Origin of the sequence: Bradyrhizobium sp. Ai1a-2, from assembly GCF_000426245.1 — a bacterium.
Lineage (GTDB): Bacteria > Pseudomonadota > Alphaproteobacteria > Rhizobiales > Xanthobacteraceae > Bradyrhizobium.
Window position 1 is genome coordinate 1 of the sequence record NZ_AUEZ01000001.1, and the last position, 18,098, is coordinate 18,098.

The 18,098-nt window shown below is 60.5% G+C and carries 18 protein-coding genes; 3 read left to right on the forward strand and 15 right to left on the reverse strand.

The window, feature by feature from the left end:
• Window positions 1-444 precede the first annotated feature (444 nt).
• From K288_RS0100005 to K288_RS0100020, 4 genes are all read right to left on the reverse strand, one after another.
• A complete protein-coding gene (locus K288_RS0100005; protein ID WP_051334272.1) occupies window positions 445-1,146 on the reverse strand; it encodes a hypothetical protein in 702 nt (233 codons plus the stop codon).
• A gap of 80 nt (window positions 1,147-1,226) precedes the next feature.
• Complete coding sequence (locus K288_RS0100010; protein WP_027577737.1) at window positions 1,227-1,418, reverse strand: hypothetical protein; 192 nt, start codon at window positions 1,416-1,418, stop codon at window positions 1,227-1,229.
• 207 nt (window positions 1,419-1,625) lie between these two features.
• Window positions 1,626-2,210, reverse strand: a complete 585-nt coding sequence (locus K288_RS0100015) for a protein-S-isoprenylcysteine O-methyltransferase (RefSeq protein ID WP_027577738.1) — start codon at window positions 2,208-2,210, stop codon at window positions 1,626-1,628.
• Between the two features lie 5 nt (window positions 2,211-2,215).
• Window positions 2,216-3,448: a hypothetical protein gene (locus K288_RS0100020; protein WP_152535322.1), complete on the reverse strand. Its 1,233-nt coding sequence runs from the start codon at window positions 3,446-3,448 to the stop codon at window positions 2,216-2,218.
• 152 nt (window positions 3,449-3,600) lie between these two features.
• Between K288_RS0100020 and K288_RS0100025 the strand changes: the two genes are divergently transcribed.
• The 3 genes from K288_RS0100025 (at window position 3,601) to K288_RS0100035 (ending at window position 5,793) form a co-directional block, all read left to right on the forward strand.
• Window positions 3,601-4,386 carry an SGNH/GDSL hydrolase family protein gene (locus tag K288_RS0100025; protein WP_051334245.1) on the forward strand — a complete coding sequence of 262 codons (786 nt, stop codon included), beginning with the start codon at window positions 3,601-3,603 and terminating at the stop codon, window positions 4,384-4,386.
• A gap of 108 nt (window positions 4,387-4,494) precedes the next feature.
• Complete coding sequence (locus tag K288_RS0100030; RefSeq protein WP_027577741.1) at window positions 4,495-4,758, forward strand: hypothetical protein; 264 nt, start codon at window positions 4,495-4,497, stop codon at window positions 4,756-4,758.
• A gap of 36 nt (window positions 4,759-4,794) precedes the next feature.
• Window positions 4,795-5,793, forward strand: a complete 999-nt coding sequence (locus K288_RS0100035; RefSeq protein WP_027577742.1) for an aldo/keto reductase — start codon at window positions 4,795-4,797, stop codon at window positions 5,791-5,793.
• A 129-nt stretch (window positions 5,794-5,922) separates the two neighbouring features.
• On the opposite strand, the gene K288_RS0100040 is transcribed toward K288_RS0100035, so the two are convergent.
• The 11 genes from K288_RS0100040 to K288_RS53435 all read right to left on the reverse strand — a co-directional run bounded on the left by K288_RS0100040 (window position 5,923) and on the right by K288_RS53435 (window position 18,063).
• Window positions 5,923-6,891, reverse strand: a complete 969-nt coding sequence (locus K288_RS0100040; RefSeq protein ID WP_027577743.1) for a zinc-binding dehydrogenase — start codon at window positions 6,889-6,891, stop codon at window positions 5,923-5,925.
• Between the two features lie 132 nt (window positions 6,892-7,023).
• On the reverse strand, window positions 7,024-8,019 hold the full coding sequence (locus K288_RS0100045) for a nitronate monooxygenase family protein (protein WP_027577744.1): 996 nt from the start codon (window positions 8,017-8,019) through the stop codon (window positions 7,024-7,026).
• A gap of 324 nt (window positions 8,020-8,343) precedes the next feature.
• Window positions 8,344-9,132 (reverse strand): fumarylacetoacetate hydrolase family protein, encoded by a 789-nt coding sequence (locus tag K288_RS0100050; protein WP_027577745.1) that lies wholly within the window; start codon window positions 9,130-9,132, stop codon window positions 8,344-8,346.
• Window positions 9,132-10,154: a 2-dehydropantoate 2-reductase gene (locus K288_RS0100055; protein ID WP_027577746.1), complete on the reverse strand. Its 1,023-nt coding sequence runs from the start codon at window positions 10,152-10,154 to the stop codon at window positions 9,132-9,134. Before K288_RS0100055 ends, K288_RS0100050 begins: the two co-directional genes overlap by 1 nt.
• Before the next feature lie 97 nt (window positions 10,155-10,251).
• Entirely contained in the window at window positions 10,252-10,683 is a 432-nt protein-coding gene (locus K288_RS0100060) for a CBS domain-containing protein (protein ID WP_027577747.1), read from the reverse strand.
• 369 nt (window positions 10,684-11,052) lie between these two features.
• The gene (gene oxlT / locus K288_RS0100065) at window positions 11,053-12,369 is read right to left on the reverse strand and encodes an oxalate/formate MFS antiporter (RefSeq protein WP_027577748.1); all 1,317 of its coding nucleotides are present in this window, start codon (window positions 12,367-12,369) and stop codon (window positions 11,053-11,055) included.
• 235 nt (window positions 12,370-12,604) lie between these two features.
• Window positions 12,605-13,894, reverse strand: coding sequence for an oxalate/formate MFS antiporter (gene oxlT, locus K288_RS0100070; protein ID WP_027577749.1), 1,290 nt, complete (start codon window positions 13,892-13,894; stop codon window positions 12,605-12,607).
• A 401-nt stretch (window positions 13,895-14,295) separates the two neighbouring features.
• A complete protein-coding gene (locus tag K288_RS0100075; protein ID WP_027577750.1) occupies window positions 14,296-15,795 on the reverse strand; it encodes a tripartite tricarboxylate transporter permease in 1,500 nt (499 codons plus the stop codon).
• Window positions 15,796-15,832: 37 nt separating this feature from the next.
• The gene (locus K288_RS0100080; RefSeq protein ID WP_027577751.1) at window positions 15,833-16,330 is read right to left on the reverse strand and encodes a tripartite tricarboxylate transporter TctB family protein; all 498 of its coding nucleotides are present in this window, start codon (window positions 16,328-16,330) and stop codon (window positions 15,833-15,835) included.
• 80 nt (window positions 16,331-16,410) lie between these two features.
• Window positions 16,411-17,418: a tripartite tricarboxylate transporter substrate-binding protein gene (locus tag K288_RS0100085; protein ID WP_027577752.1), complete on the reverse strand. Its 1,008-nt coding sequence runs from the start codon at window positions 17,416-17,418 to the stop codon at window positions 16,411-16,413.
• 504 nt (window positions 17,419-17,922) lie between these two features.
• Window positions 17,923-18,063, reverse strand: coding sequence for a hypothetical protein (locus K288_RS53435; protein ID WP_160168903.1), 141 nt, complete (start codon window positions 18,061-18,063; stop codon window positions 17,923-17,925).
• Window positions 18,064-18,098: the final 35 nt, after the last annotated feature.

An 18,098-nucleotide genomic window follows, 5' to 3' on the forward strand; every position in this document is an offset into this window, starting at 1 on the left:
CGCAGCCATCGTCTTATGGCTGAGATAAGTGTCCACACCACCTAGCTCTTTTTTTGAGCATGATCGCCGCGCAAACGCTTCGCGCTTGTGGCGAGGGGTTCCAGTTTTCCGGATCGGCTCCAACTGGCGCAAGTTCATCATTTTCACTCAGCCGAAATAGCGCTTTTTCGGCTTGGCAAACATCCGGCTCATGCGCCGTGATGCGCGAAGATCGGCCGCACCCGATCATGATGGCGGGCCAATCGCTGGCGGCGATCAGTATAGGGATGGCGTATTTCGACCCGGCGCGTCCGTTGCACGAAATATTAACCAGATGAGGCCGCACACGAACGTCGCTCGTATTGAGCAGCGTTTCCTCGAACGCAGCCCCTCGCTTGAACGCACTGAAACGCGCGCACCTGTCCAGGCGGTCAGGAAAGCTGGATGAACTCGATACGGAGGGGTCTAGCTCCGATCGGATTCTAGCTGCACCGTTTTTCGTCCGCCGTTCATCTCCCTGAGCTCGTTTACGTATTCCTCAGGCTTTAACAGATGAAACGGAGCCTTCAGGCCCATAAAGGTCGCTATGCGGCCGATAAAAAAAGTGCAGTTGGTGGTTGCCGCATTCCATAGCGGCGAGGTCTCCTGGAGATGCTTGATATAAGCAAAGACCTTCTTGGCGTCAGCCTCGTTCAAATAGACACGATAGCTGGCCGTCAGATATTGCTCGTCAAGATCGCCGTAGCTCGCCCCTGTCTCAGAGGGGACAAACACGAGGTGTCCCAACATGTAGGGCAGCGTGTCGCCGGCCGGAGCCAAACCCGCGACCTCGACCTGCTTTTCGTTCGTCTTTCCGTACCAGACGAATGCATGACCGTAGGATGCGGCCGTGCGGGCACGAAAATCGACGTAATAGGGGCCTCTGGTCGTAGCTCTTTGGATTGGCTTGGCGTCTGACCTGGCCGACGGGGCACTGGGCGTAACCGCAGCCATGCTCTCAGCATGCTTGGCCGTCGATTTAGGCAAAGCGTCCTGTTGCGGCTGATCGGAATGCGCCGCGAGCTGCTGTGCGCTCCCGCTCCCGGCCCCCAAGCTCACGGAGGCCGCGAGCACCGCGACCCCAGCAAGACGCCGCAGACCTGGATGTTTCCGAGTCACGCCTAGCATCTTCGAATCCCCGTTGGTCAAAGACCACAGCTGGTCGATCCACCCCAAGCGAGCGCCGCCGCGCGCGAATAGGTACTAGATCAACCCTTGGTCACTACCGGGGCGGCAACCGGATATTTGCCAACCGGGCTCTTGCCGACGGGATACTTGCCCAGGGGATACTTGCCGACTGGCGCAGCCACTGGCTGAGGCTGAGGCCGCGGGAGGTCGGCAGCAGCCGCCGTTCCCACGAAAGCCAGAGAAGCGACGCCGAGGATCACGAACTTCAACATCTAGATCTCCTACTGAATCAGGGTAGGTTGGAATTTACCCTTCAACAGATAGCCTGATGCTCGCCATGGCAGCAACAAATAGACTGGGCAATTAGCGGTCGCGACGGCCGTTTTTCGTCGGTTGTTGCGAAAATGGCACGGAATTCGAGGCGTTTTGGAACCCGGTCGCTTTGTTGTCCACATGTCCGATATCTGTCGGGACCTACTTCAGAGTAGCGATGGGAAGACCCGACCAGTCCGCGCCATATACGCGCGATAGCTGTCGCCAAAGGTCTCCAACATCATTCGTTCTTCCCTTGCGACGCGGCCAAAGTACAGGATCCCGAAACCGGTCAGGCCCGCAAAGCCGGCAATCCAATTGGGCAGCAGCAACGCCTGGGCGATCGCCCACAGCCAAAATGCCGAATACATCGGGTGTCTGACTCTCCGATAAACCCCTTCCGTCACGAGTTCGTGCTTCTCACGCACATCGAGACTGATTGACCAATTCCGTCCCAGCGCACGATGCGTCAGGTGAAACATGCCCAAAGCCGCAATCGCAAAGAAAAGGCCGAGCCAGGCGAGCAAGGGATGAAAACTGTAATCTGCGAAACGTGGTATCCCTGTCGCTGCGTAGAAGATCGGCACAAGTCCAAGTCCGGTCAGAGATATGAGCAGCAGCGCGGTTTCCAGGGGGCCGCGGGCGCTCCATACAATCCTTTCGCGGCGAGAGCGCCGCGCGTACTTATGACGTATGAGGTACCAGCCGATCGCCAATGCGACGAAAATGGCTTTTGAAATGGTCGGCGTCATTTGAATCAAGCTGCCGCGCCCGGACTTCCCCGCAATTCGCTTTCCGACAGCGGCGCGATCGCAACAAGGCCTCCGTCGCCAGCGATCATGGACAGGGCGCCGTTCGGGGCGAGCGTCTGGGATTTAGCCGAAACAGGCCCGCATGTAAGCATAAAGTAATCGTACGACGTTCGCCTGTCATTTCCGCTGACGAACTGGTTGTGCAAACGGAAGAAATGGAAGCGGATGCGTCGATACATGTTGTGATCAAGCATTCGACTGAGTTTCACGATCCTGACGGTCGTTTCGTTTTCTGTCGACAAGCCCATTTCGGCCATTGGCCGACTTTTGTAAAAGTTCAGGGGATCGATGAGGGCCTGATAGTCGCCCCAGAAGATCGCACGCGACTTGGCAACGCGTTCCATCGCCGTGCGAAAGCGTATTGCCTTCGGGTGCAGGCCGATCTTGAGTATGGATGATCCAACGCTCAGGAATGTGATGGGCATTTTGTTCCCACCGAGCGCAGGCTCTAGCTTCAAAGCGCGATCAAGCAGGTCCACCGCAAGTACGGCGCCAAGGCTGTGCCCCAAGACCAGAATTTCGTCTACGGCTGAGTTGCTCGCCGCAGCCGCGAGCTCGCCGGCAAGCCTGTCTAGTCTTTGTTCGATGTCCGGATTGCCGCGTCGAATGTACTCGCGAGAGAAAATCCAATCGTCGAACAAGTCGCCCAGGTGCAGCCAGCGCCATGGACCCGCCAGGACGGCAGCGAACCCGAGGAGACCGCCACCAGCAGCAATGGGAATTGATCCGGTGATTTTGAATACAAACGCGCCGATCAAGAACGCGGCCGCGACGAGCAGTCCGAACATGACGAATGGAAAGAGAAAGAAACCCGCGTAGCGCCAGTTGGTCTGCAAGTAACGCCAGAGAGTGCCGGACAAGACGAAATCCAGGAACGTAAGAATGCCGACGGAAATGCGCGAGCCAATGCTTCGACGCCCGAAGGCCTCGATTACGTCGTCCCACCGGACCATACGGTAATCGGTTTCGACCAGCCAATCGGGGCCGGTCGTCATCACATTCCATTGTATCTGGTCGGGGGTATCGCGCGAACCGTCAACGGTTGCTTTCACTGACCACGTACGTTGGAACCTGGCAATTTCGCGCACAAAGCGTCGTTGCGCGCTGAGATGCGACGTGATTGGATCATAGCCACCAATATGGAATACCAGCCGCTTCGCTACAGGCTTTCCGGTCATTCTCTCGCCCGCGACTATCCGCGGTTTCGACTATCCGCGGATTCATCGTGTTATTCGGTATCCACGCGTCAATCGACCTGTAATTGCACGACATAGCGAAACGTCCGGCATCAAGGGTTGTCAAGAGAGAATTGACCGATTATTGGGGGAAGATGTTGACCTATTTCGCCTTTCGTGCAGGAAACGCTCGAACAATAGCGTCGATCGTCGCGGTCTTGCTTGTCGTATTGTCTGGCAGTGTGCCCTCTCAAGCACAGGACGAGCTATCATCGGCGGAGAGATGCCTTTCGGCAAATCTCAACGCCTCGCTGGGTGCACAATTGCCCCGCACGGCGGCGCGTTTGAAATCTGGAGAGCCGCTAAGGATTGTCGCGATTGGATCATCGTCGACAGTGGGCCTCTGGGTGCTCAGGTCCGCAGCCACATATCCGGAGGTGATGCGCCGAGAACTGGCGAGACTTAGATCCAACGCCACGATCCAGGTCATCAACAGCGGTCGAGTCGGCGATACGATTCCAAACAACATCGCACGCTTCCAGCGTGACGTTTTCGCGCACACGCCGGATCTCGTTATCTGGCAGTTGGGTACCAATGACGTCGCCTGGGGTGGCCGGCCGGACGAAGGGCTCAAAAGGAGTGTTCTTGAAGGGGTCAGGGCACTCAAGGCAGGGTCTTCGGACGTCGTGTTGATGGATATGCAATATGCGCCACAGGTGCTCGCTTCAGGTAGCTACTCAACGATGGAGGGCATCATCATCGATGCCGCAAAACAGGAAAGGGTCGGGCTATTCTCTCGTTTTGCGCTGATGCGAAACTCGATCAATGCCGGGGTTGCACAGAGCGACCTTGTAACGTTCGACGGATTGCACAACACCGCCGACGGTTATGATTGCATTGGGCGAGCCCTTGCCCGAGCCATCTCGACGAGTGCGCGTTGACAGGTGCCCGAGAATGCCAACAAGACCAAATTCTCCTCGACGATCACCGCGACGGCCGCTCACAGTGGGTGACAGCGATTCGCGCTGACGCTGTCGGGAGGTGCGCTCATGCACCATTATCTCAGCGAACTCATTGACTTATTACTGGTGCTTGTCGCCGGGTGGACGGTGCTGGCCGTCATCTTTGCTATCTACGCATATTTCGCGGGTCTGAAGCACCCGGTGAGCGGATCAGTCTTTGGACGCGTGGTCGTCGTTGTCTTCTTCATCATAACCACGTCGATTTGGCTCCCTATTGTTGTGGGTGTGCTAGCCCTGTCGCTGATCGGTCATTTGTGGTCTCGCTTCAGGACAAAGCCGCGCGTCGGTTGACATTGCATAAACTTCAAATCAGCCGGAGGAACAGCGATGCAAATGCGGGTCTTTGGGCGCACGGGAATGCAGCTCTCGGTGCTGGGCTTTGGCTGCGGCGCGGTGGGCGGGTTTATGGTGCGCGGCGATCCTGTTGACCAGGAGCGGACCATCGCGCGGGCGATCGCCGCCGGCGTCAACTATTTCGACACTGCCGTGCAGTACGGCGATGGCGAATCGGAAAAGAACCTTGGCCGCGTCATGCAAAAACTGAAACCGGCCAATGTGGTCGTCGGCACCAAAGTCCGGTTGCCGCCCAGCGAGTTTGGCCGGATTGCGGACGCCGTCAGGATGTCGCTCGAAGGCAGCCTGGCGCGGCTGCGTCTTGACCGGGTCGACATCTTTCATCTGCACAATCCGATTACCGAGAACGGAGGCGGATCGGCGCTAAGCGTCCCGCAGGTGCTCGACGACGTGGTGCCGGCGTTCGAGCGGCTGCGTCAGCAGGGGAAGATTCGTTTCCTCGGGATGACGGCCGTCGGCGACACGGCGGCGCTGCAGCAAGTGATCGATGCCGGCGTCTTCGACAGTGCTCAAATCGTCTACAACATGCTCAATCCATCTGCCGCCGGCGATTTGCCGCCGAGCTATCCGGCGCAGGATTATGGACGATTGTTCGATCACACCAGGGACGCCGGCGTTGGCGTCGTGGGCATTCGCGTGCTGGCCGGCGGTGCGCTGTCGGGCTCAGCCGAGCGTCATCCGATTGCGGGGCCGGCGCCCGAGCCGATCGGTTCGGCGATGAGCTACGATGTCGATATTGATCGCGCGCGCCGTCTCGCCGCGCTGGTCACGGAGGGGTTCGCCGCGAGCCTGACCGAAGCCGCCACGCGGTTTGCAATATCCCACCCGGCGATGGGCACGATCCTGGTCGGCATGGCGACGCCGCAGCAGTTCGAAGACGCACTCGCCGCGGTCGAAAAAGGCCCGCTGCCGCAAGCTGCGCTCGACAGGCTGACGGCGCTGCAGCAGGCATTTTCCGGCGAACCGCGATGATCGCTGCTCTCGGGGAATGATGGCGGCGGCTTGTAGGATGGGTAGAGCGAAGCGAAACCCATCAAGCCACGCCACAAGCTGGTGGATGGTGGGTTTCGCTTCGCTCTACCCACCCTACGATCTGCACTGCTACAGCGTCACCACGATCTTGCCGAGGTGCTTGTTGGCTTCCATGTGCTCGAACGCCTTGCCGATCTCGTCGAACTTGTAGACGCGGTCGATCGGCAGTTGCAGCTTGCGCGATTCTACCGCGCCCCAGATGTCCTTGCGAACTTCGTCGAAGATCTCGCGGATCTCCTCGATGGTGCGGGTGCGGAAGGTGACGCCGATATAGTGGATGCGGCGCGCGGCGTGCAGGTCGAAGTTGAAGTCGGCATGGGTGCCGCCGAGACGGCCGACATTGACGATGCGGCCCTTGACCCTGGTCGCGGCCAGATTCTGGTTGGCGACCTTGCCGGAGACCTGATCGACGATGAGGTCGACGCCTTCGCCGCCGGTTGCCTTCAACACTTCGTCAACCCACCCGGGATCGCTGGAATCGACCGCCAGATCAGCGCCGAACTCCTTGAGCCGGCCGCGCCGCATCGCGTCGGTCGAGGAGCCGATCACAAGCTTGGCACCCTTGAGTTTCGCGATCTGCATAGCCATCAGGCCGACACCGGAACTGGCACCCTGGATCAGCACGGTTTGGCCCGCCTGTAGCGCGCCATTGGTGACGACGGCGTTGTGCATGGTCGCGAGCGCGACGGGCAGGGTGGCGGCCTCCTCGAAATTCATGTTGGAGGGGGCGCGGAACAGCCGGCCGTGATCGGCAAGCGTGTATTCGGCAAAGGCGGCGCCGCCCGAGCCCATGATCTTGTCGCCGACCTTGACGCCCTTGGCGTCAGGCCCGAGCTCGGCGACCTCGCCGGACCACTCCATGCCGAGCACGGTGCCGACGCCACCCGCGCTGCCGTGGACATGGCCCTTGGTCATGCCGAGGTCGGCACGGTTGAGGCCGCAGGCGTGGACCTTGACCAGCACCTGCGTGCCCTTCGGCGTTGGCTTTGCGACGTCGGTGATCTCAGCGCCCTTGGCGCCATAGACATAGGCTTTCATCGGCTCTTCTCTTTGGTTGGCTCAAGGTCGCTCGAGAGCTTCGGTTCTGATTCAATCAGAACCGAAGCTCTCGATTCTTGTTTTGACGCGTTTTCTTCACGCGAACCGGTCTCCACTTCGCTCGAAAAAGCTCTATTCGGCGGCCTGGCGCTGTGCCCCCGAAATCATGGCCTCGAGGCGGTCGCGGATGATCGCCTCCGCATCGCGCACGATACGCGATACCAGTTCGGCACAGCTCGGGATATCGTGGATCAGGCCCTGCACCTGGCCGGCCGACCAGATGCCTTCGTCGGCATCGCCGGTGGCATAGACCATCTTGCCGCGGGCGCCGGCGACGAGCTCGCGCACATCCTCGAATTTCGCGCCTTCCTTCTCCATCGCGACCACCTTGGTCGAGATCGCGTTCCTGGCGACGCGCGAGGTGTTGCGCATGGTGCGGAAGATCAGCTCGGTCTCGCGCTCGTCATTGGCGACGATGCGTTCCTTGACGAGCTGATGGATCGGGCTCTCCTTTGTGCACATGAAGCGCGTGCCCATATTGATGCCGTCGGCGCCGAGCGCCAGTGCAGCAGCAAGGCCGCGGCCGTCGCCGAAGCCGCCGGAGGCGATCATCGGGATCTTCACCTTGTCGGCGGCGCAGGGGATCAGGATCAGGCCGGGCGTGTCGTCCTCGCCGGGATGGCCGGCGCATTCGAAGCCGTCGATCGAGATCGCGTCGACGCCCATGCGCTCCGCCGACAGCGCGTGGCGGACGCTGGTGCATTTGTGTACGACCTTGATGCCGTGCTTCTTGAACTCGTCGACATGCTCCTGCGGCTTGTTGCCCGCGGTCTCGACGATCTTGATGCCGCTGTCGATGATGACCTGGCGGTACTCCGCGTAAGGCGGCGGCTTGATCGCGGGCAGGATGGTGAGGTTCACGCCGAACGGCTTGTCGGTCATCTCGCGGCAGCGCGCGATTTCCTTGCGGAGATCATCCGGCGTCGGCTGGGTCAGCGCCGTGATCATGCCGAGCGCGCCGGCATTGGCGACCGCCGCGACGAGCTCGGCGCGTCCGACCCATTGCATGCCGCCCTGCACGATCGGGTGTTCGACGCCGAAGAGCTCGGTGAAGCGTGTCTTGATCATTGCTGCCCTCTGTTTCCCCGGCGCAATTGGTGCGCGCGTTGTTTATCGAGAATTTCGGGCAGCAGGATGCCGTCGCCCCCTGCAAAAGTCCACGGGGGCGGGTGATGGTCAGGGCAACGCCATCATGCAAAAGCGCCGCCTTGTTTCCGCAAGGCGGAACAAGAGCTTCGGTTCTGATTGAATCAGAACCGAAGCTCTAGATTCTTGTTTTGACGCGTTTTCTTCACGCGAACCGGTATCCACTTCGCTCGAAAACGCTCTAGCCGGATCGACCCAAAGTCTCCCAATTAAGGGGTTCACGCCATTGGCGTCAGGTGACGCCGCCTACTGCCTGAATTCGTTCGTGAGCTCGCCGATGCCGTCGATCGCCACCGTCACGGTGTTGACTGGCTCCTTCATGACGCCGACCCCGATCGATGTGCCGCAGGCGATGAGATCGCCGGGCAACAGCGTCATGTCGTGCGAGATCTTGCTGACGAGCTCCTGCGCGCTGAAGATCATGTCTGATATCGGGTAGTTCTGACGCTCGGCGCCGTTGAGGATGGTGCGCACGACGAGGCTTGCCGGATCGATCCCTGCGGTGATGACGGGGCCAAACGGGCCGTAGCCGTCAAAGCCCTTGGCGCGGGCCCATTGCGCAAACGTCTTGTCGCGGTTGAGGATGTCATTGGCGGTGACGTCGTTGACGCAGGTGTAGCCGAAGATGAAGTCGTCGGCTTCATCAGGAGAGACGTTGGTGCAGGGCTTTCCGATGACGATGCCGAGCTCGCCTTCATAGGTGGTCTTGCCGTCATAGGAGAGGGGGCGTTCGATCACGGCACCCGGCGCGGTGACGCTGGTGGTCGCTTTCAGCAGATAGAGCGGCTCGGCCGGCTCCGGCTGCTGCAGCTTGGCAGCGAGCGCGTGAAAATTGTTCCAGAGCGCGACAATCTTGGTCGGCTCGGAGGGGGCGAGCACCTCGACGTCCTCCAGTGCGAATATTCGTCCGTTCGGCCTGGACCGGCCGAACATCTCGCCGTCATGTACAGCGATGCCGGATGGCGTCACTACGCCGAAGCCGGTCTCACCCTGACGGCGGAAGCGAAGCCAATGGGTCACGTTACGCTGCAGCATCACGTCACCACCGCAACTTTTGCTTCCGGCGATGGAAGCACCGTTCCAGCGTAGAGCCCGGCGATCCGGGCGCGCTGGGCAGCGAGCGCCAGCATCGCATCCAGCGCCGGCGTCGGGATCCCGGTCAGGCGTCCCATTTCCTGAACCACGGTGACCAGCGGATCGATCTCCATCGGGCGGCTGCGCTCGAGGTCCTGCAGCATCGAGGTCTTGTGGGCGCCGACCTTGCGCGCGCCTTCGATGCGGCGTTCGACGTCGACACGGAATTTGACGCCAAAGGTTTCGGCGATCGCCTGCGTCTCCAGCATGATCGCTTTCGACAGCGCGCGGGTCGGCGGATCGGAGCAGATGACGTCCAGGGTCGCATGGGTGAGGGCGCTGATCGGGTTGAAGCAGACGTTGCCCCACAGCTTGAGCCAGATCTCGTCGCGAATGCGCTCGAGCACGGGCGCCTGCATGCCCGCCTTGGTGAAGACATCAGACAGACGCTGCACGTCTTCGGTGATCTCGCCGGAGGGCTCGCCGAGCGGAAAGCGGTCGCCATAGACGTGGCGGATGACACCGGGCGCTTCGATTTCGGTCGCGGGATAGACGATGCAGCCGATCGCACGCTCAGGACCGAGCTCGCGCCACTGCCGGCCGCCGGGATCGATGCTCTCCAGCGTCGAACCCTGGTGATCGCCGCCGTGTTTGTGGAAATACCAATAGGGGATGCCGTTGACGGCGGTGACGATGCGCGTGTGCGGGCCAAGCAATGGCCGCATCTGTTCGAGCACGCCGGTGATCGAATGCGCCTTCAGGCAGATGATGACGAAATCCTGTGCCCCAAGCTCGGCCGGATTGTCGGTGCAGCGGGGATGCACGGTATGCTCTTGATCGCCGATCAGGAGCTTCAACCCGTTCGCCTTCATGGCTGCGAGATGGGCGCCGCGTGCGACCAGGCTCACATCCGCGCCCGCGCGCGCAAGCTGCACGCCAAGATAGCCGCCGATCGCGCCGGCGCCATAAATGCAAATCTTCATGGGATGCTTCGAAATGAGGAGGGGTTGATGTTTCAGCGCTGGTCGAGCGCCGGTGCCGAGCATGGCTCAGACCGGCGCGCTGACGCTGTGGTTGCTTTCAAGCCGGAATGGCTTCCCGTGTGGCCATCGCCTGCTCGTCGAAGGCGGCTGCGATGTCGCGGATGCTGATGACGCCGATCAGGCTGTAATCGTCGATGACCGGCACGTGGCGGATGTGGTGCCTGTTCATGAGATGGCGGACATGCTCGAGCGGGTCGCGCGAGCTGCAGGACACGAGCTGCTGCACCGAGATGAAATGCGATACGCGCATGTTCGCGCCTGCCGCGCCGTGCTCGGCGATGGCGCGCACCACGTCGCGCTCGGTGAACATGCCCACGGCCGTGTTGCCTTCGGTGCGGACGACGTCATTTACGACAAGCGCGCTGATATTGCCCGAACGCATCAATTGCGCGGCGATCGCCACCGTTTCGTTCATGCGAACCGTTGCAACACGGGCGGCTTTCTTGCGCAGAATATCTCCGACTTGCATGGCAACCTCCTTGGGTTCGTTGAGCCGCAAGTCTGGTATACAAAATGCCAATTGTCAACGCGGCAAGAGCGGATACGTTACGAAAAATGCAATAAAAACAGTAAGTAAAGCTGACGCTTCTGCTTTCGTGCGCGAACCGTGTTGGCTCTATCTATCTCGTTGTATTTTGTATGCCTTTCATTCCAGAGCATGATGAGATCGGGTCGAATTGCACCCGCGATGAATGCTCTGCTGCTGTCCTTGCGTGGGGAGAGAGTCCCCACCCGGCGCTGCCGCGCCGACTCCCCCGCAAGCGGGAGAGGTGAAGTGAACCAGGCAAAAAGAAAAGGCGCACCGAAGTGCGCCTTCGCTCGTCACAAATGTCTGCAGTCACGCTGTGGTGACGCTGCGCGTGGTCGCCTGTTCCGCTGCGGTCTCGTTGCCCAGGATGAAGGCCCGTCGCATCGGCCTGATCACGAACAGCGCCATCAGCGCCGCCGTCGCGTTGAGCGCTACTCCGATCACGAACACGGCGTGCCAGCCAAAATTCTTGGCGACAATGCTGGCGAGCGGCACCAGCAGCGAGGCGGTGCCCTTCGCGGTGTACAGCATGCCGTTGTTGGTTGCGGCGTATCTCACACCGAAGGTGTCGCCGCTGGTGGCCGGGAACAGGCTGTAGATCTCGCCGAACACGCCGAAATAGACCGCGGTGGCGAGCACGAACACGACCGGATGGGCGCCATAGGTCGAGAGCGTCAGCAGCATCAGCGCCGCCGTGCCGAAAGCGATGAACATCGTGTACTCGCGACCGATATTGTCGGAAACCCAGCCGAACAGCGGCCGGCCGAATCCGTCGAAGATGCGATCGAGCGAGATCGCAAACGTCAGCGCCGCCATCTGGAAGCCGGCGAGCGAGACCGGCGTCTTGGCAATCCCGAAATCATCGGCGATCGGGGCGATCTGCGCGGCGGTCATCAGGCCGCCGGCGGCGACCATCACGAACACCAGATACATCACCCAGAAGATCGGGCTGCGCAGCACCTGCGGCGGAGTGAAATCAATCTTGGTCTGCGGCAGGTTGAGCTGCTTCTTTTTCGGAGGCATCGCGACAGACGGCGGGCGAATGAAGAAGGCGAGCACGAAGACGATCAGCCCTTGCCCGATGCCGAAGTCGAAGAAGGCCGTCTGGTAGCCGCTCGCGGCGATCATGCTCGCGATCGGCACCACGGTGAGTGCGGCGCCAGCGCCGAAGCCCGCTGCGGTTGCGCCCGCGGCCAGCCCGCGGCGGTCCGGGAACCATTTCAGTGCATTGCCGACGCAGGTGCCGTAGACCGCGCCGGCCCCCATGCCGCCGATGACGGCAGCGACATAGAGCACTGCCAGCGAATCGGCATAGGAATTGAGGACCCAGGACAGCGCGATCATCACGCCGCCGAACATGATCACCAAGTTCGGCCCGTATTTGTCGACGAACCAGGCTTCGACGGGGACGAGCCAGGTCTCGGTCACCACGAAGATCGTGAAGGCGAGCTGGATGCCCGCGCGGCCCCAATGGTGCTTCGCGTCGATCGGATCGACGAACAGCGTCCAGCCGTATTGCAGGTTGGCGATCATCGCCATGCACACGATGCCCATCACGAGCTGAAACCAGCGGAAGCCGCTGGACGAAGGTGCTGAGGGTGCGGTGGCGGCGTTGCTAAAAACCATCAAGTCCTCCCGAGCGTGGTGCCTGCGGTTGCGGCCTTCTGTCGCGAGTTTGTGACTTATCGTCGCAAGCACCTGAGGGATGTTGGTATACTATATCCCACAATGCAAGCCGATCTTGTGCTGCAGTGCGGTATGCAGGCAGCTCGCGGATCTCGGCGAATTTCGGAAAATCGGAAGCAACAAAAAAGCGCCCGGCTTGCGGCCGGGCGCTTCATGCCAACTGCGTTGCGCGAAGCTACGACGCGCTCGATTTCTCCACCACGACCTTGCGCCACGGCTTCAGCACGATGATGGCGAGCAGCGATGCCAGGATATTGGCGCCCGCGGCAATGAGGAAGACGTGATCCCAATTGCCTGCGGACTGCTGCATGTAGTTCGCAATCGGCACCAGCAGCGCGGCCGTGCCCTTGGCGGTGTAGAGCAGGCCGGCGTTGGTGGTCGCGAATTTCGAGCCGAAGGTGTCGGTGCAGGTGGAGGGGAATAGCGAGTAGATCTCACCCCAGGCGAAGAACACGAAGCCCGACAGGATCACGAACCAGACCGGATCGTGGCCGAACATGTAGAGCGCCCAGATGCCGATGCCTTCCATGCCGAACGCGATGAACATCGTGTTCTCGCGGCCGATCATGTCGGAGATCCAGCCGAAGAACGGACGCGTCAGGCCGTTGAGCACACGATCGATGGTTGCAGCGAAGGTCACGGCGGTCATCGTCATGCCGATCAGGGTCACCGGGACGCTGTCGATCTTCCAGTCCACCGCGATCGGCTTCAAGTTCGCCGTCACCATCAGGCCGCCGGCGCCGACGATCACGAACATGAAGTACATCAGCCAGAAGATCGGCTGTCGCAGCACTTCCGTCGGCTGATAGTTGCGCCGGCTCTGAACGAGGTTGGCGTTCTGCGAGACCATCGGAACCTGTCCGGTCTTCGGTGCGAACAGGAAGAAGGAGAGCAGCACGATGATGATGCCCTGGCCGAGACCGAAATAGAGGAAGGTGGTCTGGAAGCCGGAGTCCTTGATCATCGCCTGGATCGGAGCGACCGTCAGCGCCGATCCAGCGCCGAAGCCGGCCGCAGTGATGCCGGCCGCGAGACCACGCTTGTCGGGGAACCATTTCAGCGCGTTGCCGACGCAGGTGCCGTACACGGCGCCGGCGCCGATGCCTGCGATGATCATGCCGAGATAATAACCGTTGAGCGAGGTCGCCTGGGCGTTGAGGGCCCAGCCGATGGCGCAGAGGATGCCGCCGATGAGGACCACGATGCGCGGGCCGTATTTGTCGACGAACCAACCTTCAATCGGCACCAGCCATGTCTCGAACAATACGAACAGGGTGAATGCCCACTGGATCGAGGCGCGATCCCAACCGAATTTTTTCTGGATGTCGGGGACGAAGAATGTCCAACCGTATTGGTAGTTGGCGATCATCACCATCGCCGCAACGCCGATTACAAGTTGTGTCCAACGAAAGGTATCGCTGACACGGGCAGCTGGCGTAGCCGAAGCCTGCACCATCTCTGTCATAGGTCCTCCCAAGGCGCGCCTCTGTTATCTTATGTCCCGAACGCGCGGGCGGCATCTTGGTATTTAATATGCCAACATTCAAGCGTCGGTGTGGCCCGCGCGCAAATGTCGCAGGAGGGCGACGGTACTCGGAAACAACAACTTACTTCAGCCGAACGGGTTCACGTCAAACGTAAATCCACGGTCCACAGCGCAATTTCTATCGACGTTGAAGCGACTGGATTCACGCAGGAATCAGGGCGGGTGATCTGAAGGTCACTTGCGAAAGCGAGTTCGGCGCGCCTGCGCATCAGACCGGTCGATCCACCAGGCATGTAAGGAGAGGTGTGGAGCGCGCGAGGTGCGACAAGAGTGATCAGGCCGCTTGGTATTTTATATCCCAAGATCGACAGGAAGCTGCCTCAGGCGGCCGCTGTTCGCAGCCGGCTGTAGCCTTCCTGAATCGCGGACCAGAAAAGGGCAACAAGCCCCAGGATCATGATCGTGCTGACCAGGCCATTTGAGAAAAACACCGCGAGCGAACCTTGCGATCCTAGCAGCGATTGCCGGAATGCCTCCTCCGCCTTGTCACCGAGCACGATGGCCAGCACCAAAGGGGCGAGAGGATAATTGCACTTCTTGAGGAGATAGCCGAGCACGCCGAAGACCAGCATCAGCATCACGTCGAATGTGCTGTTGTGAACCGAGTAGGCGCCGATTGCGCAGAGCACGAGGATGAGCGGCGCGATGATGCTGAAGGGCACGCGAAGGATCGCGGCGAATATCGGCACGCAGGTGAGCACGACGAGGAGGCCCGCGAGATTGCCGAGATACATCGAGGCGATCAGGCCCCAGACAAATTCCTTTTGCTCGACAAACAGCATGGGGCCGGGCTGCAGGCCCCATATCAACAGGCCGCCGAGAAGAACCGCGGCCGTCGGAGAGCCGGGCACTCCGAGCGACAGCATTGGCAGCAATGCCGAGGTACCGGCGGCATGAGCCGCCGTCTCCGGCGCGATCACGCCTTCGATTTCTCCCTTGCCGAAATTCTTGCCGTTCTTCGCGAGCCGCTTGGCGATGCCGTAGCTCATGAAGGATGCCGGCGTTGCGCCGGCCGGCGTGACGCCCATCCAGCAGCCGATCAGGCAAGAGCGCAACGAGGTTACCCAGTACGCAGGCAGTTCTCTCCAGGTTTGCAGCACGACGCGCAGATTGATTTTCGCGTTGCCGCCGCGGAAGCTCAATCCTTCCTCCATTGTCAGAAGGATCTCGCCGATGCCGAAAAGACCGATCACGGCGATGAGAAAATCGAACCCGTTGAGCAATTCCGTGACGCCGAACGTCAATCGCAACTGCCCCGTGATCGAATCGAGTCCGACGGCCGCAAGCGCGAAGCCGATCATCATCGCGGCGATGGTCTTGAAGGGCGGCTCCTTGCTCAGGCCGACGAAGCTGCAAAACGCGAGAAAGTACACCGCGAATTTTTCCGCCGGACCAAATCGCAACGCGAAGCTTGCGACCAGCGGCGCAACCAGCGTGATCATGGCGACGGCGAACAGCGCGCCCACGAACGAGGAGGTGAAGGCTGCCGTCAATGCTTCGCCAGGCTTGCCCTGCTGCGCCATCGGATAGCCATCGAAAGTCGTCGCCACCGACCAGGGTTCACCCGGTATGTTGAACAGGATCGAGGTGATCGCCCCGCCGAACAATGCGCCCCAGTAGATGCAGGACAGCATGATGATCGCCGATGTCGGCGGCATGCTGAAGGTCAGCGGCAAAAGGATCGCGACGCCGTTTGCGCCGCCGAGCCCGGGAAGCACGCCAATGATGACCCCGAGCATGATGCCGACGACCATCAGCATCATGTTGTAGGGCTGCAGGGCTACGGCGAAACCGTGAAAAAGATTGGCGAGTTCTTCCATTTCAATACGTCCTGCAACAACGAACCGAGCACGGCTTCTACAGGCCGAGCCATTCCTCGATGGGGCCTTTGGGAAGGGGGACCAGGAACCAGCGTTCGAAGACGAAGTAGGTGATGATGGGCATGCCGAACGCCACGGCGACGGTCGGGAGCCATCGGTAACCGCCAAGCCACCGCATGAACCAGCCGATGAAAATGATTGACGCGACGTAGAGCCCGACAAAGGGCATCGAGCCGACATAGATCGCGGTGGGTACAACGACGCTCATCACCTGGCGAAGTTGTCCCCACTCCGCGAACAATCGGTCGTCATGGTCGCGCAGCGCGCTCCAGAGATTGATGGCGCTCGCTGCGACGATGGAGATTCCAATGTAGAAGGGAAAGAAACCCGCACGCGGGCCCTCGGCGCCCCAGGTGATGCCGGCCTTCAAACTGCCGACGATCACGATGATGCCGAAGGCTGCAATCAGCAGCGCCATACCGGTTTCCACCGCCTTGTGTGTCGGGCCGGCAGCGTCTGATCTGCGCGCAGTCATAAGACCTCCAGGCTCAATCGTGATCTCGTGATTCGAAATCGCGGGGACACGCGCGTGCGTGCTTGGTTGATATCGCCGGATCAATTCCCCGGGGCGAGGAAACCAGCCTCTTTCATCAATACCTCGTGGCGCTTTTGCTCGGCTTCGACCCACTTGGCGTAATCGCCACCGGTCAGGAAGGTGGTGTTGAATGCGCCGCTCTTCATGAAATCCTGCCATTCAGGCGTGGCGCGCACCTTCTTGAACAGTTCGACGTAATAGTCGATCTGATCCTTGGTTGCTTTCGGCGGCATGAAGATGCCGCGCAACATCAGATACTCCATATCGAGACCCTGCGATTTGCAGGTTGGAATATCCTTCCAGCTCTTGCCGTCGGTGATCGGCTCGTCATAGGCCATTGGCTGGGCGTCGAAGACGCAGAGCGGACGGAGCTTGCCGCCGCGCCATTGCGCTACGGCTTCGATCGGATTGTTGACGGTTGAATCGACGTGGTTGCCGACCAGCTGAACGGCGACTTCGCCGCCGCCCTTGTAGGGGATGTAGGTGAACTTGGTATCGATCGCCTTCTCGACGGCGACCGTAATGATCTGGTCCTCCTGCTTCGAGCCGGTGCCGCCCATCTTGAACGTGCCGGCCGGCGCCTTTTTCACGGCGTCAACATATTCGCCGACCTTGTTGTAAGATTTCTCGGCATTCACCCAGAGCACGAATTCATCGAGCGCCAGCATTGCGACCGGGGTGAGATCCTTCCAGTTGAAGGGAATCCCCGTCGCCAGTGGCGTCGTGAAAAGGTTCGACAGTGTAATAATGATCTTGTGGGGATTGCCCGATGAGCTCTTCACATCGAGAAAGCCTTCACCCCCGGCGCCACCAGCCTTGTTGATGACGACCATCGGCTGCTTCATCAGATTGTGCTTGGTGACGATGCCCTGGATCGTGCGCGCCATCTGATCCGCACCGCCGCCCGTGCCGGCGGGTACGATGAACTCGACCGGACGAACCGGCTCCCAGGCGGCAGAGGCTCCGGTACCGCTCGCGCACAACGCTGCGACGGCCGCCAATGCAAGATGCAGAATGGAATGCTTCATCTGTTGTCCTCCCTGTCGAATTTTGACGCGCCGCTCTTTGTCGGCTTGCGATCAACCCATCCCGATCACGTGCTTCGGATCATGCGGCACCTTTCCGGTGGTCGATCACCGCTGCGATCGTGCTGCCGATTGGAACTGTACGAGGGCTGTTCAGGCGCGGCATCCGCTTCTTTCGAATAATGCTCGATCCTCGAGAGGAGCCATGGGAGCGATGGACCGACCCACGGCCTCTCTTGCCGGACTAACCGCCCCCACGGTGCACCGCTGTTTGCTCGGTGGCTGTCGGCCAGCGTACTACCCTAAGGTATGCGACATACCAGCTTGCAAACAATCCGCGTGGTGGACCACTTTCCGAGCTACTTTGTCGCAGTCGGGCCGGTGCCGATGTTTCGGGAAGAAAAAGGAAATGGCCCCGGAGCAGGGGCCATTCGTTCAAAGAAAATGCCAGTCTCGTCGGCGCCGCCTCGACGGCATTCGCGCCGGAATTCGTGTTGCTACGAGGCCTTAGAGGCCGAAGCGCGGCAGGTCGCCGTTGCGGATCGAGATCTCGGCGCTCTTCATCAGCAGCCGATCGATCGTGGCCAGCAACCGTCCCCACAGCGACGTCGGGGCCGAAATTGCGATGGAAGCAGTCTTGGACATCATGTCCCCTTCTCTGAAGTTGCAGCGGAACTCCGCTT

What these genes read in the sequence shown, in the direction of transcription:
- K288_RS0100005 (WP_051334272.1), bottom strand. Translation starts at nt 1,146, where the DNA reads ATGCTAGGCGTGACTCGGAAACATCCAGGTCTGCGGCGTCTTGCTGGG.
- K288_RS0100010 (WP_027577737.1), bottom strand. Translation starts at nt 1,418, where the DNA reads ATGTTGAAGTTCGTGATCCTCGGCGTCGCTTCTCTGGCTTTCGTGGGA.
- K288_RS0100015 (WP_027577738.1), bottom strand. Translation starts at nt 2,210, where the DNA reads ATGACGCCGACCATTTCAAAAGCCATTTTCGTCGCATTGGCGATCGGC.
- K288_RS0100020 (WP_152535322.1), bottom strand. Translation starts at nt 3,448, where the DNA reads ATGACCGGAAAGCCTGTAGCGAAGCGGCTGGTATTCCATATTGGTGGC.
- K288_RS0100025 (WP_051334245.1), top strand. Translation starts at nt 3,601, where the DNA reads ATGTTGACCTATTTCGCCTTTCGTGCAGGAAACGCTCGAACAATAGCG.
- K288_RS0100030 (WP_027577741.1), top strand. Translation starts at nt 4,495, where the DNA reads ATGCACCATTATCTCAGCGAACTCATTGACTTATTACTGGTGCTTGTC.
- K288_RS0100035 (WP_027577742.1), top strand. Translation starts at nt 4,795, where the DNA reads ATGCAAATGCGGGTCTTTGGGCGCACGGGAATGCAGCTCTCGGTGCTG.
- K288_RS0100040 (WP_027577743.1), bottom strand. Translation starts at nt 6,891, where the DNA reads ATGAAAGCCTATGTCTATGGCGCCAAGGGCGCTGAGATCACCGACGTC.
- K288_RS0100045 (WP_027577744.1), bottom strand. Translation starts at nt 8,019, where the DNA reads ATGATCAAGACACGCTTCACCGAGCTCTTCGGCGTCGAACACCCGATC.
- K288_RS0100050 (WP_027577745.1), bottom strand. Translation starts at nt 9,132, where the DNA reads ATGCTGCAGCGTAACGTGACCCATTGGCTTCGCTTCCGCCGTCAGGGT.
- K288_RS0100055 (WP_027577746.1), bottom strand. Translation starts at nt 10,154, where the DNA reads ATGAAGATTTGCATTTATGGCGCCGGCGCGATCGGCGGCTATCTTGGC.
- K288_RS0100060 (WP_027577747.1), bottom strand. Translation starts at nt 10,683, where the DNA reads ATGCAAGTCGGAGATATTCTGCGCAAGAAAGCCGCCCGTGTTGCAACG.
- oxlT (WP_027577748.1), bottom strand. Translation starts at nt 12,369, where the DNA reads ATGGTTTTTAGCAACGCCGCCACCGCACCCTCAGCACCTTCGTCCAGC.
- oxlT (WP_027577749.1), bottom strand. Translation starts at nt 13,894, where the DNA reads ATGACAGAGATGGTGCAGGCTTCGGCTACGCCAGCTGCCCGTGTCAGC.
- K288_RS0100075 (WP_027577750.1), bottom strand. Translation starts at nt 15,795, where the DNA reads ATGGAAGAACTCGCCAATCTTTTTCACGGTTTCGCCGTAGCCCTGCAG.
- K288_RS0100080 (WP_027577751.1), bottom strand. Translation starts at nt 16,330, where the DNA reads ATGACTGCGCGCAGATCAGACGCTGCCGGCCCGACACACAAGGCGGTG.
- K288_RS0100085 (WP_027577752.1), bottom strand. Translation starts at nt 17,418, where the DNA reads ATGAAGCATTCCATTCTGCATCTTGCATTGGCGGCCGTCGCAGCGTTG.
- K288_RS53435 (WP_160168903.1), bottom strand. Translation starts at nt 18,063, where the DNA reads ATGATGTCCAAGACTGCTTCCATCGCAATTTCGGCCCCGACGTCGCTG.